The 13928-nt window shown below is 64.0% G+C and carries 15 protein-coding genes; all 15 read right to left on the reverse strand.

The genetic code is table 11. The annotated features are described in order from the left end of the window. Position 1: 1 nt before the first annotated feature. The 15 genes from AC22G6_RS01455 to AC22G6_RS01525 all read right to left on the reverse strand — a co-directional run bounded on the left by AC22G6_RS01455 (position 2) and on the right by AC22G6_RS01525 (position 13839). Positions 2–1975: a MacB family efflux pump subunit gene (locus tag AC22G6_RS01455; protein WP_487365315.1), complete on the reverse strand. Its 1974-nt coding sequence runs from the start codon at positions 1973–1975 to the stop codon at positions 2–4. Further along, a complete protein-coding gene (locus tag AC22G6_RS01460) occupies positions 1972–3219 on the reverse strand; it encodes an efflux RND transporter periplasmic adaptor subunit (protein WP_487365316.1) in 1248 nt (415 codons plus the stop codon). Before AC22G6_RS01460 ends, AC22G6_RS01455 begins: the two co-directional genes overlap by 4 nt. 174 nt (positions 3220–3393) lie before the next feature. Next, positions 3394–3810, reverse strand: a complete 417-nt coding sequence (locus tag AC22G6_RS01465) for an ExbD/TolR family protein (RefSeq protein ID WP_108950619.1) — start codon at positions 3808–3810, stop codon at positions 3394–3396. Then, entirely contained in the window at positions 3810–4559 is a 750-nt protein-coding gene (locus AC22G6_RS01470; protein WP_487365317.1) for a MotA/TolQ/ExbB proton channel family protein, read from the reverse strand. Before AC22G6_RS01470 ends, AC22G6_RS01465 begins: the two co-directional genes overlap by 1 nt. A 2-nt stretch (positions 4560–4561) precedes the next feature. Further along, positions 4562–5299 (reverse strand): energy transducer TonB, encoded by a 738-nt coding sequence (locus AC22G6_RS01475; RefSeq protein ID WP_487365318.1) that lies wholly within the window; start codon positions 5297–5299, stop codon positions 4562–4564. Positions 5300–5491: 192 nt separating this feature from the next. Next, on the reverse strand, positions 5492–5635 hold the full coding sequence (locus tag AC22G6_RS01480; RefSeq protein WP_487365319.1) for a hypothetical protein: 144 nt from the start codon (positions 5633–5635) through the stop codon (positions 5492–5494). Between the two features lie 44 nt (positions 5636–5679). Beyond that, complete coding sequence (bfr, locus tag AC22G6_RS01485; protein WP_108950622.1) at positions 5680–6159, reverse strand: bacterioferritin; 480 nt, start codon at positions 6157–6159, stop codon at positions 5680–5682. Continuing rightward, positions 6156–6395 (reverse strand): (2Fe-2S)-binding protein, encoded by a 240-nt coding sequence (locus AC22G6_RS01490; RefSeq protein WP_487365320.1) that lies wholly within the window; start codon positions 6393–6395, stop codon positions 6156–6158. Before AC22G6_RS01490 ends, bfr begins: the two co-directional genes overlap by 4 nt. Positions 6396–6435: 40 nt before the next feature. Beyond that, complete coding sequence (gene hemP / locus AC22G6_RS01495; protein WP_487365321.1) at positions 6436–6690, reverse strand: hemin uptake protein HemP; 255 nt, start codon at positions 6688–6690, stop codon at positions 6436–6438. An 83-nt stretch (positions 6691–6773) separates the two neighbouring features. Beyond that, positions 6774–7154, reverse strand: coding sequence for a hypothetical protein (locus tag AC22G6_RS01500; protein ID WP_487365322.1), 381 nt, complete (start codon positions 7152–7154; stop codon positions 6774–6776). A 55-nt stretch (positions 7155–7209) separates the two neighbouring features. Then, on the reverse strand, positions 7210–8418 hold the full coding sequence (locus tag AC22G6_RS01505) for a hypothetical protein (protein ID WP_487365323.1): 1209 nt from the start codon (positions 8416–8418) through the stop codon (positions 7210–7212). Further along, a complete protein-coding gene (locus AC22G6_RS01510; protein ID WP_487365324.1) occupies positions 8415–10856 on the reverse strand; it encodes an EAL domain-containing protein in 2442 nt (813 codons plus the stop codon). Before AC22G6_RS01510 ends, AC22G6_RS01505 begins: the two co-directional genes overlap by 4 nt. Before the next feature lie 29 nt (positions 10857–10885). Then, positions 10886–12268: a malonyl-CoA decarboxylase gene (locus tag AC22G6_RS01515; RefSeq protein ID WP_487365325.1), complete on the reverse strand. Its 1383-nt coding sequence runs from the start codon at positions 12266–12268 to the stop codon at positions 10886–10888. Between the two features lie 77 nt (positions 12269–12345). Continuing rightward, entirely contained in the window at positions 12346–13146 is an 801-nt protein-coding gene (gene lgt / locus AC22G6_RS01520; RefSeq protein ID WP_487365326.1) for a prolipoprotein diacylglyceryl transferase, read from the reverse strand. A gap of 9 nt (positions 13147–13155) precedes the next feature. Then, positions 13156–13839, reverse strand: coding sequence for a YceH family protein (locus AC22G6_RS01525; RefSeq protein WP_487365327.1), 684 nt, complete (start codon positions 13837–13839; stop codon positions 13156–13158). Between the last annotated feature and the right edge of the window lie 89 nt (positions 13840–13928).

Consider the following 13928-nt stretch of genomic DNA (forward strand, 5'->3'; position numbering starts at 1 on the left):
TTCATTCCGACGCCAGCGCGACCACGGGGTCGAGGCGCGCGGCCTTGCGTGCGGGCAGGTAGCCGAAGATCAGGCCGGTGGCAAAGGCACAGCCGAAGGCCAGTACCACCGGCGCGAGCGAGTACTCGATCGGCGTGTCGAAGAGCGCAATGATGGCGGCCGAGCCAAGCCCGACGCCAACGCCGATGGCGCCGCCGAGCGAGGACACGACCAGCGCCTCGATCAGGAACTGCTGCAGGATGTTCTTCATGCGTGCGCCGGTGGCCATGCGGATGCCAATCTCGCGCGTGCGCTCGGTGACCGAAACCAGCATGATGTTCATCACGCCGATGCCGCCTACCAGCAGGGAGATGGCAGCCACGGTGCCGAGCAGGATGGTGAGCGTGTTCTGGGTGGCGGAGACGGTTTCGATGATCGAAGCCATGTTGCGAATCTGGAAGTCCTCGACCCCGTGACGTGCAAGCAGCAGGCTGTGCACCGCAGCCTGGGTCTGGTCGATGGCGTCGACATCGTCGACTGCCACGGTGATGTTGCGCAGGTGGCGCTGACCGGTGAGGCGCAGGCTGCCGGTCGTGAACGGAACGAACACGATGTCATCCTGATCTGCGCCCCAGGATGTTGCCCCCTTCGGCGTCATCACCCCGACGACCTGGAAGGGGATGTTATTGACCAGCAGGTATTCGCCGACCGGGTCGGCGCGGGGAAACAGGGCCTCGGCCACAGTTTGGCCGATGACGGCCACGGCGGCATAGCGCGTTTCGTCGTCGGCACTGAAGAAGGTGCCACTGGCGACAGGCCATTTGCGGGCAAAGCTGTAATCCCACGAAGTGGCGTTGGCGCTGGTGCGATGGTCCAGGTTGCCCGTGCGCACGGTAATGCCGGTGCTTTGCTCAGGCACCGCGGCGAGCACGTTCGGCAAGTCGGAAATCGCGCGCACGTCCTCGATCACAAGTGTGGCCGTGGTGTCTCGCCCGCGCTGGTTGGGGGCGCCGGGGCGGACGTTGAGCAGGTTGGTGCCCATCGCGCTGATCTGGTTCACCACCTTTGCCTTTGCGCCGTCGCCAATGGCGAGCATGGCAATCACCGAGGCCACGCCGATGACGATGCCGAGCAGGGTCAGTACCGAGCGGAACAGGTTGCTGCGCAGGGCGCGCAAGGCGGTGCGGGTGGCTTCGAGCACGTCGGTCATTGACGAGGTGCGATCGACGTGCGGGGCAAAGTCGGGTTCGGGGCCGGCAGGCAGCACCGGGCCAGGGTCGGACACGATGCGTCCGTCACGGATCTCGATCACGCGCTGGGCCAGCGCGGCAACCTCGGGCGCGTGGGTGATCAGGATGATGGTGTGGCCCTCGGCAGACAGTCTGCGCAGGAGCTTCATCACTTCTTCGCCGCTTCTGCTGTCGAGCGCGCCGGTTGGTTCGTCGGCGAGGATGATCCGGCCGCCGTTCATCAGCGCCCGGGCGATCGATACGCGTTGCTGCTGGCCGCCGGAAAGCTGGTTGGGGCGATGGTGGCCGCGTCCCTCCAGGCCGAGGGTGGCGAGCAGCGCCTCCGCCCGTTCATGTCGCTCCTGCGGCGGCATGCCGGAGTAAATGGCTGGGACTTCGATGTTTTCGCGCGCCGATGCGCCGCCGATCAGGTTGTAGCTCTGAAACACGAAGCCGAAGGCCTCGCGTCGCAGGCGGGCGAGTTCGTCGCGGTCGAGACCGGCCACGTCCTGACCCATGAACCGGTAGGTCCCGCTGCTGGGGCGGTCGAGGCAGCCGAGCAGGTTCATCAGCGTCGACTTGCCCGAGCCCGATGCGCCCATGATGGCAACGAATTCGCCGGGATAGATCTGCAGGTCGATGCCGTGCAGCACCCGGGTTTCGACCTCGCCATTGACGAAGCTGCGGGTGATGCCGCCCAGCTCGATCAGGGGCTGCACCGCGCGCGCGTCCGGGCCGATCTCCGCGAGAGGCGCCTCCCGCTTCATAGACGTGGCGTGCGGCTGGGGCGACGACTTTCGCTGGCGCCGGCGCCAGCGCCGGAGACGACCTTGTCGCCTTCGTTCAGCCCGGACACCACCTGGGCCTGGACGCGGCTGGACAGGCCGATCTCGATGCTGCGTGCTTCCAGCGAGTTGTCTGCCATGAGCACCTGAACGGTGGCGCGCCGTCGTGGCTGAGCTTGCGTTTCCGCTGTCTCGCCAGCGGGCCGGGCTTCCTTGCGCGATGGCCTTCGCGGCGGGGTGTCCAGCGTCAGTGCGCCCATCGGCAACTGCAGCACGTCGCTTGCCCGCGCGACCACGAAAAACACCTGAGCCGTCATCTGCGTCATCAATCTGCCGTCGGTGTTGGGGACATCGAACAAGGCGTTGTAGAGCACGACGTTGTTGGTGACTGTGGGCGTTGGTTCGATGCTGGCAAGCTTACCCTCCCAGCGTTTGCCCTGACTGCCCAGGGTGGTGAAATAGGCGTCCATGCCGATCTTCAGGCGGCCGATGTCGGCTTCCGAGACCTGGGTCTGCACCGTCATTGTCGACAGGTCGGCGACCCGCAGGATGACCGGCGCGGACTGGTTGGTGTTGAGCGTCTGCCCCTGACGGGCGGTGATCGACACCACGGTCCCCGCCATCGGCGACAGGATGCGGGCGTACTGCAGGTTGGCTTCGTCGCCGCGCAGTGTGGATTCATTCTGTTCGATCTGCGCGCGCAGGGCTTCGAGCTGGGCATTGCTCGACTTCAGCGAGGCTTCAGCGATCTGCAGCGCTTCGGTGGTGGTGGCGTCCTCGGCCATCAGCGCCGCCTGGCGCCTGAACTGGATCTGCGCCAGCGTGAGCTGGGCTTCGCGGTCCTTGAGCTGGGCGCGCAGGTTGCGCAACTGGGCACGGGCCGCATCGACTCGCGACAGATAGACGGTCGGGTCGATCTCGGCGAGCAGGTCGCCCGCCTTGACCTCGGAGCCAACCTCGACATGAATCTTCTTCAGTTGTCCTGAAACCTGCGCGCCGACATCCACGTACTCGCGCGGTTGCAGGGTGCCGGTGGCGGTGACCACATCCTCGACGTCGCCACGTTGTACGGTCGTGATCTGGTAGCCGGCAGCAGGGTCCGAATTGCCGAACAGCCGCGGCCAGAGCAGCCAGATCGCGGCGGCGACAAGGACGCCGATCAGTACGACAAGCAGGGTACGCCGTCCCCTGGCGGAGCGGGGACGAGGGGCGGTAGAGGCTGACATGAAACTCCCGGAAACGGCATTCGCCTGAAACAGACCGCATTGCGTGCAAAAAGGTCACCGAGCAGGAGCATCGATGTGGTCCTTTGCGCCCGTATTGTATTGCATGCAGTTCGGCCTGTTGGCCAGGCGCCATGACCGCCCACGCGAGGGCGGTCAGGCGCTCGCGCCGGGTCCTTACTTGGGCGGTATGGTGATGAAGCCCATTTTCTCGATACCGGCTTCGCGCGCTGCCGACATCACTTCGGCCAGTATCTGATAGCGGGTGTTCTGATCCGCGCGCAGGTGCAGCTCCGGTTGCGGGCTGCGCGCTGCCGCAGCCTGCAGGCGCAGGGCAAGATCCGCGTCCGGCATGGGTTCGTCATTCCAGAACAGGCCGCCATTGGCGTCGAGCGCGAGGGTGACGGTGTCCGGCTTCTCCGTGTTCGGCGCACTGGATGCCTGAGGCAGGTCGATCTTGACCGAGTGGGTCAGCAGCGGCGCGGTGATCATGAATACGATCAGCAACACGAGCATGACGTCGATCAGCGGAACCATGTTGATCTCGCTGGTCGGCATGCGCTCGCTGCCCTGATCGAAGCTGCCGAAGGCCATTATGCGGCCTCCGTCGACGGCAGTCGGGCTGTCTCGGCTCTGGGCTGCGCACGGCCATTGACCGGCGCGATGCGGGCGCCGGTGCAGAACCATGCGTGAAGGTCGTGCGCGAAGGCGTCGAGCTCGGACAGTTCGACGCGGTTGGCGCGCGTGAAAGCGTTGTAGGCGAGGACTGCGGGAATCGCAACGAAGAGGCCGAAGGCCGTCATGATCAGCGCCTCGCCGACCGGGCCCGCGACCTTGTCCAGCGTGGCCATGCCCGACACCGAAATATTGACCAGTGCGTGGTAGATGCCCCAGACCGTGCCGAACAGGCCGATGAAGGGCGCTGTGGAGCCAATCGAGGCGAGCATGGTCTGGCCGGACTCAAGGCTGGAGGTGGACATCGAAATCGACTTGCGCAGCGCGCGGGTGATGAATTCGTCGGTGTTCATCGTTCCGCCGAGGGTTTCCCGGTGGCTGTGCTGACGCAGGTGCTCGGCTGCGGCTGCGCCCTGTTGGGCGAGGGCTTCGAACGGTGAGTCGGGGGCCTGCTCATTCAGGCGCTGCAGACCCGACTTGAGACTGGGCGCTGCCCAGAACGCGTCCACCGCGCCCTCGCTGCGACGAGCGCGCAACTGGCGCAATCCGCGGGTCAGAATCAGGTACCAGCTGGTGATCGACATCAGCAGCAGGATTGCCGCAACGGCCCGGATGGCGAAATCGGACTGCGTCCACAGGTGGGCAAGTCCGAAGGCTTGGGTTTCCATGCTCAGTTTCCTTCGAGTTTGAATATGATTGGAACCAGTACTGCTGCCTCAATGGCACGTTCGCCCTGCCGGGCGGGTACGAAGCGCCAGCGCTCCACCGCGCTGCGGGCTGCCTTGTCGAGCCGCTCGGAGCCCGAGCCTTGCGAAATCTCGACAAGCTTTGGCGTGCCGTCGGCCGATACCACGACCCGCAGCAGCACCTTGCCTTCTTCACGCATGCGTCGCGAAAGCTGTGGATACGAGGGGGGCGGGTTCTTGAGGTAATCGGCATCGAAGCGCGCCGATGTCACCGGTGCCGGTGCTGCTGCAGGCGCCGCGGTCTTGTCGGGGGCCGTGGCCGGTGCAGTTGCAGGCTGAAGCGAAGTTGCCGCGGGGGCGGGTGCCGGGACAGGGGCAGGAGCGGCCTGGGCCGGCTCGGGCGCTGTAGTCTCGATGGGCGTGGGCGTGGGCGTGGGCTTGATTACCGGTTTCGGCGCCGGTTTGACCACAGGTTTGGGCACCGGCTTGGGCGCGGGCCGTGGCGGTGCTTTTGCAGGCTGGATCACGGCTGCCGGAGGCGGTGGTGCGGGGGGCTGAATCTGCGCCGGTGCAGGTGCTTCCGCCTGAATCAGCGCGATCTCGATGCTTTGAACTTCTGGCGCCTTGGGCGGAACGCTCCCCAGCCGCACCAGTGTCAGTATGCCTGCCACGTGCAGCACGATGACGAGCGCGGCAAGGCCGCGACGCTCGCGGCGGCTCACGCGCGGATGTTCAGCGGCGCGGCGCGAAGACTGCTTGCGGTCGGTTTGGGACGTGTCCGGGGACGGTCTTTCCACGGACGGCGTGGAGGGCTGCGATAGTGCGATGGATGCGGCAGTCATTATACGTCGTTAGGTTTGGCCTGATGCCGATGAGGGCTCGAGAGCGCGGAGCCCGGGGCGCAGCGTGTCGGCTCAAGCCATTCCGGGGCTGATCATGAAGTACAGCAGGGCCGCTGCGACCACCAGATAGAGCGTGAAACGACCGGCCGGAAACGATGGCAGCGCGTTGCGGCGGGGGGTGTGCTCGGGAACGTGCGGGGGCGGAAGGAACTGCATGGTGTTGTTTCCTTTTTGATGTGCCCGGGCCGTTCCCGGGCGGCTCAGGATGAAGCGTGATCCATCTGGGATTGCAGGTAGTTCTGCACGCCCACCTTGTCGATCAGTTCGATCTGGGTTTCGAGGTAGTCGATGTGCTCTTCGGTATCTTCAAGGATGTGTTCGAAGATCTCGCGCGACACATAGTCCCGACAGGATTCGCAGTAGGCGATGGCTTCAATCAGGTTGGCACGACCGCCTGTTTCCAGCGTGAGGTCGCCCTTGAGGCACTCAGGCACGTTTTCGCCGATCAGCAGCTTGTCGAGGTTTTGCAGATTGGGCAGCCCTTCGAGGAAGAGGACACGCTCGATCAGCATGTCCGCATGCTTCATCTCTTCGATCGACTCTTCGTACTCGTGCTTGCCGAGCCTGCCCAGCCCCCAGTTCTTGTACATCCGCGCGTGCAGGAAGTACTGGTTGATCGCGGTGAGCTCGATGGTCAGCTGCCTGTTCAGAAACTGGATGACTTTCTTGTCGCCTTTCATATGGCCTCCAGGGCTAGTGGAAAGATGCTCCGTTGCAAGAGTTTGCCCTGCGTTGCATGCCGCTCCGTCGTCTCGTCAAGCGCCGAGCGCAGGCAGTCGCGTGCGCATGTGGCACAGCGCCCGCACTCCGCACTCACGCCCAGTTCCAGGCGCAGGTGGCGCAGGGTCGTTGCACCCTTGCGGACGGCTTCTCCGATGTGATTTTCGGTTACAGCATTGCAGACACAAACGTACATAGTCTAGCCCCGTTTATGGTTCGTATCGCCCGGAGACGATCTATTTGGTCAGGATCAGTTTTCCCGCGCGGGTCGCACGCAGAACGTAGCGCATGCCCTCGTGGTCGATCGTGACGCTGAGTTGCCCATCCAGAAGTTCGCTGCTCGAAATCGACCGCGGCGCCCGAATCGTCTCCGAGCCCGCCCGGGTCGCGTGCCTTGCGCACGGTTCCCCGGCGCGGCTTGCTTCAGGCTCGTCTGTGGAAGGGCACCGTTCAGTGGTCATGCTGCTTTTCTTAATAAGAATGATTTGCATTAAATCATTCGGGCAAGCGCAGCGTCAAGGTGTTTTTCACTCATGCAGCGTTGATGCTGACTGCAGGCTTCGAGTGAGCCCGCTCAGGGCAGGCGCAGCAGAATCTGCAGCCGGTTGTCGATGACGTCTGCGGGGAGGTAGCCGATCGCGTCCGGGGTTGTCGCCAGCCAGTCACGCGCCTGCTGCTGACTCTCGGCCTCGCGCGGGGGGAGGGCGCGTCCGGTGAATACCTGTCGCGACCAGTAGGCACGGGTTTGAATCGGGTTTTTTCCGGTCAGCAGCAGGTACAGGCGGTCGCGTACCGTGCCAGCCGGCAGGTCAACAAGTTTGACCGGCGTGCCATTCGAGAGGCTCGTTCTGCGCCCAAGATAGAGTTGCTCTGCTTCGTCGAGGCTGAGGTTCGCAATCTGCCCGCCGCGCGCTGAAACAAGATGGATTTCGGCCGCGTCTGCCGCAGATGCCATTCCCCCCGCCCACGCAAGGGTGAAGAGTGCCGGAAGGAGTGTGAGCAGGAGTCGTCTAGAACGTAACATCGAGCGCTACACCTAGCATGTTGACCGAACGGTTTCTGAGTTCTGTAAGCGCCGGGTCGCCGCGTGGGAAGAAGCTGTTGCCCCAGCTGCTTCCGGTCGACTGAACGTGGCTGAACTCCACCTTCAGGGCCGCGTCACGGCGGAAGTCCCAGCGAGAGCCCAGGGTGATGCTGCGCTGCGCACCGTTGCGCGAAATCAGAAAGCCCTCGAGTGCCGCGGTCTGATAGGGGCCAATGAAGGGGTCGGTGAACGTGGCCTGGGTGACGGCACGGTCCTGGGTCTGACGCGCGATGGTCACGTAGGGCATGATGTTGCCGAAGCGCCTGCCGAGTGTCAGGTGCCAGCCGTGGCCGCTATTCACGTAGCGACTGGCCGTGCGTTTCGCGTATTCGCCGATCAGCAGCCACTCACTGTCGTCCCACTGGAAACCGGCGGAGCTGAAGGTGGTGTAGCCATCGTTACCGGACAGTCTGGCGATGACCTCGGGGGGCATCAGCGATTCGAGGACGGTGTAATTGTCATCGCCCCAGTGCAGCGTCAGCGGAGACTCGCCATGTCCGACGAAGACTGTCAGTTGCTCGGTGCTCAGGGTCAGGTTAATCCCCATCAGACGTGTCAGGCGCGCACTTCCGCTGCTGTAGATCGTGATTGAGCTCTGGCCCAAATAGGGGTGGATCTCAAGGTCGGCAGACCCCACACGGGTTCGATACAGCAGGTCGATGCCGTTGAGATCGGTGAAGGGGTTGAGGCCATACACTTCGGCCGGGGGGCGTATCCACGGATTGGCAATATTGATGTTGAGAGAGTCTGACAGCATGAAGAAGGGAATTCGCAGCCGGCCCAGTCGCACCGTGGCTTCCTGGGAGACGTTGTGGCTGAGGAATGCAAGGCTGGGGCGCGGATCGTAGTTGCCCCTCGGATTCTCCCTGCTGACAAGCTGGAGGACGGCTGAGGTGTCTGGCGAGAACACCATGTTCGCCTGCACGCCGAGCACGCTGTCGGGGGCAAAATCCGGATTGTCCGAGCCCGGCTGGTCGATGCCGAAGTTGGTGAAGCGCAGGTCGGACTGACCTGTGAACACCATCCCCAGGGTGCCGAAGCCCGATAGCTGAAGTCCAGAAAGCTCGGCGTGCGCGAAGGTCGCGGATAGCGTCAGCAGGAGTGCGGAACCGAGTGCCGCAAGGCGTCGGGTCATGGCTGGGTTTCCTTGGATGCGGGTGTCAGGAAGCGTGAAGCCTCCTCGGCAGGCAGTGGGCGCGAGAACAGGTAGCCCTGACCGAAGTCGCAGCCCATGCCGTTGAGCGTGGTGGCTTGTTCCCCGCTTTCAATGCACTCGGCGACGACGCCAATGTTCAGGTCATGGGCGAGTTCGATGCTGCGGCGGACGATGGCGCGCAGGCGAGGGTCGTTTGTAATCGCGCCGACAAAGGAGCCATCGAGCTTGATGATGTCGCACGGGATCGTATGCAGGTAGCTGAGTGCAGAGAATCCGGTACCGAAATCGTCGATCAGGACCTTGATGCCTGCGCTTCGCAGCTGGCGCAAGGTGTTGCTGGCAGGACCGTCGGCGCGGGCAAGAATGCTCTCGGTGACTTCGAAGCGGATCCGTTCCGGTTCAAGCTTGCTGGCCTTGATGATGGCGATGAGTTCGTCAGCGAGATTGCTGCGCGAAAGCTGTCGTGCCGACAGGTTCACGCTCACGGGCGGAACCTGTTCGGTGCCGGTCTGAGCCTGCCAGCGGTGGATGTCTTCGCAGGCCCGGCGCAGGACGAGGAGGCCCAGCTCGTGGATCATGTCGAGCGCCTCCGCGAGCGGGATGAACTGTGAGGGCGGGATCATGCCGTGCACCGGATGTTCCCAGCGCACCAGTGCCTCGAAGCTGCTGATCCTGCGGTCCATCAGACGCATGATCGGCTGGTAATGCACCGACAGCGTCCCGGTGCTCAGTGCGTTGCGCAGATCGGTTTCCAGTTGCAGCGTATTGAGCGCCAGCGCATGCATCGAGGCGTGGAAGACCTTGATCGAGCAGCCGTCGCTCTGTCTGGCGATCTGCAAGGCATTGTCGGCGTCGCGCAACAGGGCTTCGCCGTCGGTGCGCTCGTTGTCGCTCATGGCCAAGCCGATGCGGCACTTTGGGTGCAGGGTGCGATCTGCGCCGGGGGCGTCGAAGCCGGGCAGTTCGACCATTGTTTTCGCAATCTCGAGCGCTTCCGTGCTGTCCTCGAGCCCGTTCAGCAACACCGCGAACTGGTCTCCGCCAACCCTTGCCAGCAGATCGCCCGCCCTGAGCAGGTCGTGCAGCCGGTGGGCGACTTCGCGCAACAGGAGATCGCCGGTGGCGTGCCCGTAGCTGTCGTTGACCAGGTGGAAGCGCTCTAGGTTGATCGCGAGCACGGCGAAGCGATAGCTTTCGTCGCGACGCTGCTGCCCCAGGGCAAGCCGGACATGCTCTATGAACAGGGCACGATTGGGCAGTCCGGTGAGACCGTCGTGCAATGCGTCGTGGATCAGCTGCTCTTCGGCCCGCTTGCGCAGATGCACGTCGCTGATCGATCCGGCCATGCGGATGGCGCGCCCGCACGCGTCCCTCAGAGCTACGCCGCGGGTCATGATCCAGCGATAGCTGCCATCGGGCTGGCGAATGCGATGCTCAAGCATGAACTGAGGATTGTCACCCCGCAGGTGGTCGATCATGCGCGCGCGGTATCCGGCGGTTTCATCCGGATGCAGTCGGGATACGAAGGGTTCGGGATCGGTCGCCGCGTCATCTTCCGGGATGCCGATCAGCTCGCAGAAGCGCGGGGCGAAATAGGTCCGGTTGGTATTGATGTCCCAGTCCCATAGTCCGTCGTTTGCGCCGCGCATGGCCAGGGCGTAGCGCTGCTCGCTGGTCTTCAGTCGCTCGGCCGTCTGTTGCAGTTCGGACACCCGCTGCTGCAGGGTGGAGGCCATGATGTTGAAATGCTTGGCGAGCCGTGCCAATTCGTCGCCGCCGTCGTCGGGCAGGCGGTGGTCGAGGTAGCCGTCCGTAATGGCCTTGCTGCCGGCGAGCAGGCGGGCCAGCTTGTTGCTGAGCAGGTAGCCGATTCCCGACAGCAGGACGAAGGTAATGACGATTTCAATCAGCGCGATCAGGGCCCCTTGCTGGATGATCGACTGTCTTGCCTTCGCCAGCACCGATACCGACACGCCGAACTGAAGGAAGCCGACCTCGTTGCGGGCAAGTAGGAGCGGGCGCCGGACGTGAATCACGGGATGGTCGAGCATCTCGCCGATTCCGATGCCAGGGGTCGCAGTTGCCGGTGGCAGGCTGCGCATGCTGGTCTGTCCGGCGCTCAGCAGTATCCTGCCGGTGGAGTCACCGATGCGGACGTAGATCAACCCCTTGTCCGAGTCTGCCAGCAGTTCGCCGAGCGTGTCCTGCAAGGGGCCGTAGCTCGGCTGTTCGCCGTACGCTGTTGCCATCGCGTGCAGCATGCTCGCGTTCTGACTGATCAGTGTGTCGAGACTGGCGGTGGTGGCGTCGTTCATCAGGCGCACGCTGTTTGCCAGCAACAGGCTCAACAGGACGACCTGCACCGCGGTGCTTGCAAGGAGCAGCCGGGTGCGTATCGAACTGTTGCGGAAAGGCATGCGCACGTAGTATCCCCGGGGCCGCGTTTTCAGCGTTTCGCCAGGCGTCGGACAGCCGCCGATGCGTCGATTCGCCCTTCACGCGCAAACGCCTCGAGGTTGGATTCGATGCGGTCGGGGTCGTAGAGATAGTTCACCATGATTCCCCAGGACTGCGAAAGACCCTTTGGCGAGGTGTCGGCGAGCCAGTTGAGGCGTTCGATGCGGGCGCCGTTGCCAAGGTGGAAGCGCGCGACCGGGTCCACCGGTTTATCACCGCGCCGTGCCTCGCACAGGTAGCGCGCGGCAAGGCGCAGCAGCGGGTCGCGCAGCGCTGCGCAAAGCGCTTCGTCGCTGGCCCAGTCGCCCCCGCCTTCGAGCAGCGCGTGCAGCACGGGGGCGTTTTCGTCCTCGACCCCTGCGGCCGTGAGCCGTTTCCAGTCTGCTGCAGTAATCGCCTCGCCAAGCGTCTGGGGATTGCGGTTCACCCATTTGAGCAGGCCGGGAATCGGCGACAGGGTGGCGAACTGTTGCAGCTTCGGAAAATCGCGCTGCAAGTCTTCCACCACGCGCTTGAGCAGGAAGTTGCCGAAGGATACGCCGCGCAGGCCGGTCTGGGTTGCACTGATCGAATAGAAGATCGCGGTATTGGCTTTGCTGGCGTCGGCCAGCGGTGCGTTGATGTCGAGCAATTGCTGGACGTCGTCGGCGAGCCCTTCGGTAAGAGCGACCTGGACGAAGATCAGCGGCTCGAGCGGCATCCGTGGATGGAAGAAGCCATAGCAGCGGCGGTCGGAGTCGAGCCGGTTCTTCAGGTCGAGCCAGGACTTGATCTCGTGCACAGCCTCGTACTCGACCAGCTTCTCGAGCAGCGCTGCGGGCGAGTTCCACGTAATGCGTGCGAGCTCGAGGAAGCCAACATCGAACCAGGCGCCCAGACGGGCTTCGAGTTCGCGGTCGAGCGGTTTCAGCAGCGGGTTGTCAGGCAGAAAGCGCAGCAGGTCGGCGCGCAGGTCGACGAGAAACTTGACCCCCTGCGGGATGGCGTTGAACTGGGTCAGGATGCGGATGCGACGCGAGCGCATGGCACCACGCAGACGCGCCTCTGCCTCCCACTGGTCCTTGCTGCCGACGGCTTTCTGGTAGGCCGCATGGGCCTCGGCGATTGCCGCAGGGTCGGGGCCGAAGTCGAGCGCGATCATGTGCAGCATGGCCATGCGGCCACTGTCGTCCAGCTTGAGGTAGGTCTCGGCCAGTCGGGCTGCACGTTGACGGGTGGAGATCTCGCCACCCAGTCCGGCGGCGCACTCCTCCAGCTGCTGGCGAATGCGCTCGAGAACCTTCTCGGAGGGCTCGCGCGTCTTGCCGGTTGCCTGGGCAACCATTTCGCGCATTTTTGACAGGCTTTTCGATACCAGACTGGTCGCTGACATGACGTTCTTTTGTTCCGGCCGGGGTTTCTCTTGCAGGGATCATATCGCGTTCGCTTGATCGCTGCGTCTGCAGTTCCTCACGACTGGGCGGCTTTACCTGCCCGGATACGGATCAGGAGCCCGGCACCCAGCGCGATCATCGGCAGGCACAACCATTGAGCGGTCGATATGCCAAGTGTGAGTGTACCGAAGATGCCCGGATCTGGCGTGCGGAAAAACTCGGCCAGAAAACGAAGGCTGCCATAGCCGATCAGAAAGACGGCAGACACTTCTCGCATGGGGCGTGGTCTTGCGGCGTAGAGCCACAGGATCACGAACAGCATCAAGCCTTCGCCCGCGGCCTGGTAGAGCTGGCTCGGATGCCGCGGAAGCGCGTCGACCCATGGAAAGACCATGCCCCACGCCCAGTCGCCATCCATCGGCCGACCCCAGAGTTCGCCATTGATGAAGTTGCCGATTCGACCTGCCGCCAGTCCGGTGGGGACGAGTGGTGCGATGAAGTCGGTGACCTGCCAGAACCCCTTGCCATGCTTGCGACCGTACACCAGCATGGCCACCAGCACGCCCAGAAAGCCGCCGTGGAAACTCATGCCGCCCTTCCACACCGCGAGAATCTCCCCCGGGTTGGCGAGGTAGTAGCCGGGCTGAAAGAAGATGACCTCGCCCAGACGTCCGCCGATGATGACGCCGAGCACGCCGTAGAACAGGAGGTCGTCGATGGCCTGGGCGTTCCAGCCCAGCTCCGGGCGACGTCGTGCGTGAACGCGTCCCAGGGCCACGAACAGCACGAAGGACACGAGGTACATCAGGCCGTACCAGCGCACGCTGAGTGGGCCGAGGGAGAAGGCGATCGGGTCGAACTGGGGGTGGATGAGCATGGGCAGGGCTTATTCGAACTGGCGGCGGAAGTCTGAGAATTCTAGTTTGAGCGCATCGAGCTCTTCCCGCAGACGGCGAACCTCGTCCTCAAGTTCCGCAGACCGCCCTCGTGAGCTGCCGGCGCTCAGCGTTCCGGAGGCCTGGGCTTCGATCGCAGCCTGCAGCAGGGCGTCGCCGCCAAGCAGATGCATGTGACGGGTTTCCTTGGTACCAGGGGTCTTGGGCAGGCTGGCCGCCATGGCCGGGTATTTCTCGGCCAGATGTTCCAGCGCGGCCTCGACGGTGGAAATGTCGTCGAAATGATGCAGGCGCTCGCAGCGCGTACGGACTTCGCCGGCCGTCTGTGCGCCGCGCAGCAGCAGCGTGGCAAGGACAGCCTGTTCCGGCGGTGGCAGCGAGTGGCGCAGGCGGACCTGATGCTCGTACTTTGGCACTCTGGCGCTGGCCTGGTCGCGGCGCGTCACCAGGCGACGCTCCATGAGGCTGTCGATGGCGCGCTGCACCTCGGCCTCGCTCAGTGACATCACCGGCTCTCGTGCGGTGAGCTGGTTGCAGCCACTCAGCAGCGCATTGAGCGAAAGCGGATAGGCGTCGGGGGTCACGAAGGCCTTTTCGATCAGGACTCCGAGGACGCGGATCTCGATCGGGTCAAGATCGAAGCCTGCTTCGGTTGCGGTCGGCGAGTTGTCCATGCGTGCTCCGTATAAGGCGGGAGGGGCGATCATAAAGGACGGGGGCGAGACGTGCTCGCCTGTCGTGTGAGCAAGCCGGCGCGGATGGT

Source organism: Parazoarcus sp. PS-13 R2A, from assembly GCF_057621855.1.

Excerpts from the sequence above, each read along its gene's own strand:
- AC22G6_RS01455 (WP_487365315.1), bottom strand. The coding sequence starts at position 1,975 with ATGAAGCGGGAGGCGCCTCTCGCGGAGATCGGCCCGGACGCGCGCGCG.
- AC22G6_RS01470 (WP_487365317.1), bottom strand. The coding sequence starts at position 4,559 with ATGGAAACCCAAGCCTTCGGACTTGCCCACCTGTGGACGCAGTCCGAT.
- AC22G6_RS01490 (WP_487365320.1), bottom strand. The coding sequence starts at position 6,395 with ATGTACGTTTGTGTCTGCAATGCTGTAACCGAAAATCACATCGGAGAA.
- AC22G6_RS01460 (WP_487365316.1), bottom strand. The coding sequence starts at position 3,219 with ATGTCAGCCTCTACCGCCCCTCGTCCCCGCTCCGCCAGGGGACGGCGT.
- AC22G6_RS01480 (WP_487365319.1), bottom strand. The coding sequence starts at position 5,635 with ATGCAGTTCCTTCCGCCCCCGCACGTTCCCGAGCACACCCCCCGCCGC.
- AC22G6_RS01465 (WP_108950619.1), bottom strand. The coding sequence starts at position 3,810 with ATGGCCTTCGGCAGCTTCGATCAGGGCAGCGAGCGCATGCCGACCAGC.
- hemP (WP_487365321.1), bottom strand. The coding sequence starts at position 6,690 with ATGCAAATCATTCTTATTAAGAAAAGCAGCATGACCACTGAACGGTGC.
- AC22G6_RS01515 (WP_487365325.1), bottom strand. The coding sequence starts at position 12,268 with ATGTCAGCGACCAGTCTGGTATCGAAAAGCCTGTCAAAAATGCGCGAA.
- AC22G6_RS01505 (WP_487365323.1), bottom strand. The coding sequence starts at position 8,418 with ATGACCCGACGCCTTGCGGCACTCGGTTCCGCACTCCTGCTGACGCTA.
- bfr (WP_108950622.1), bottom strand. The coding sequence starts at position 6,159 with ATGAAAGGCGACAAGAAAGTCATCCAGTTTCTGAACAGGCAGCTGACC.
- AC22G6_RS01500 (WP_487365322.1), bottom strand. The coding sequence starts at position 7,154 with ATGGCATCTGCGGCAGACGCGGCCGAAATCCATCTTGTTTCAGCGCGC.
- lgt (WP_487365326.1), bottom strand. The coding sequence starts at position 13,146 with ATGCTCATCCACCCCCAGTTCGACCCGATCGCCTTCTCCCTCGGCCCA.
- AC22G6_RS01510 (WP_487365324.1), bottom strand. The coding sequence starts at position 10,856 with ATGCCTTTCCGCAACAGTTCGATACGCACCCGGCTGCTCCTTGCAAGC.
- AC22G6_RS01525 (WP_487365327.1), bottom strand. The coding sequence starts at position 13,839 with ATGGACAACTCGCCGACCGCAACCGAAGCAGGCTTCGATCTTGACCCG.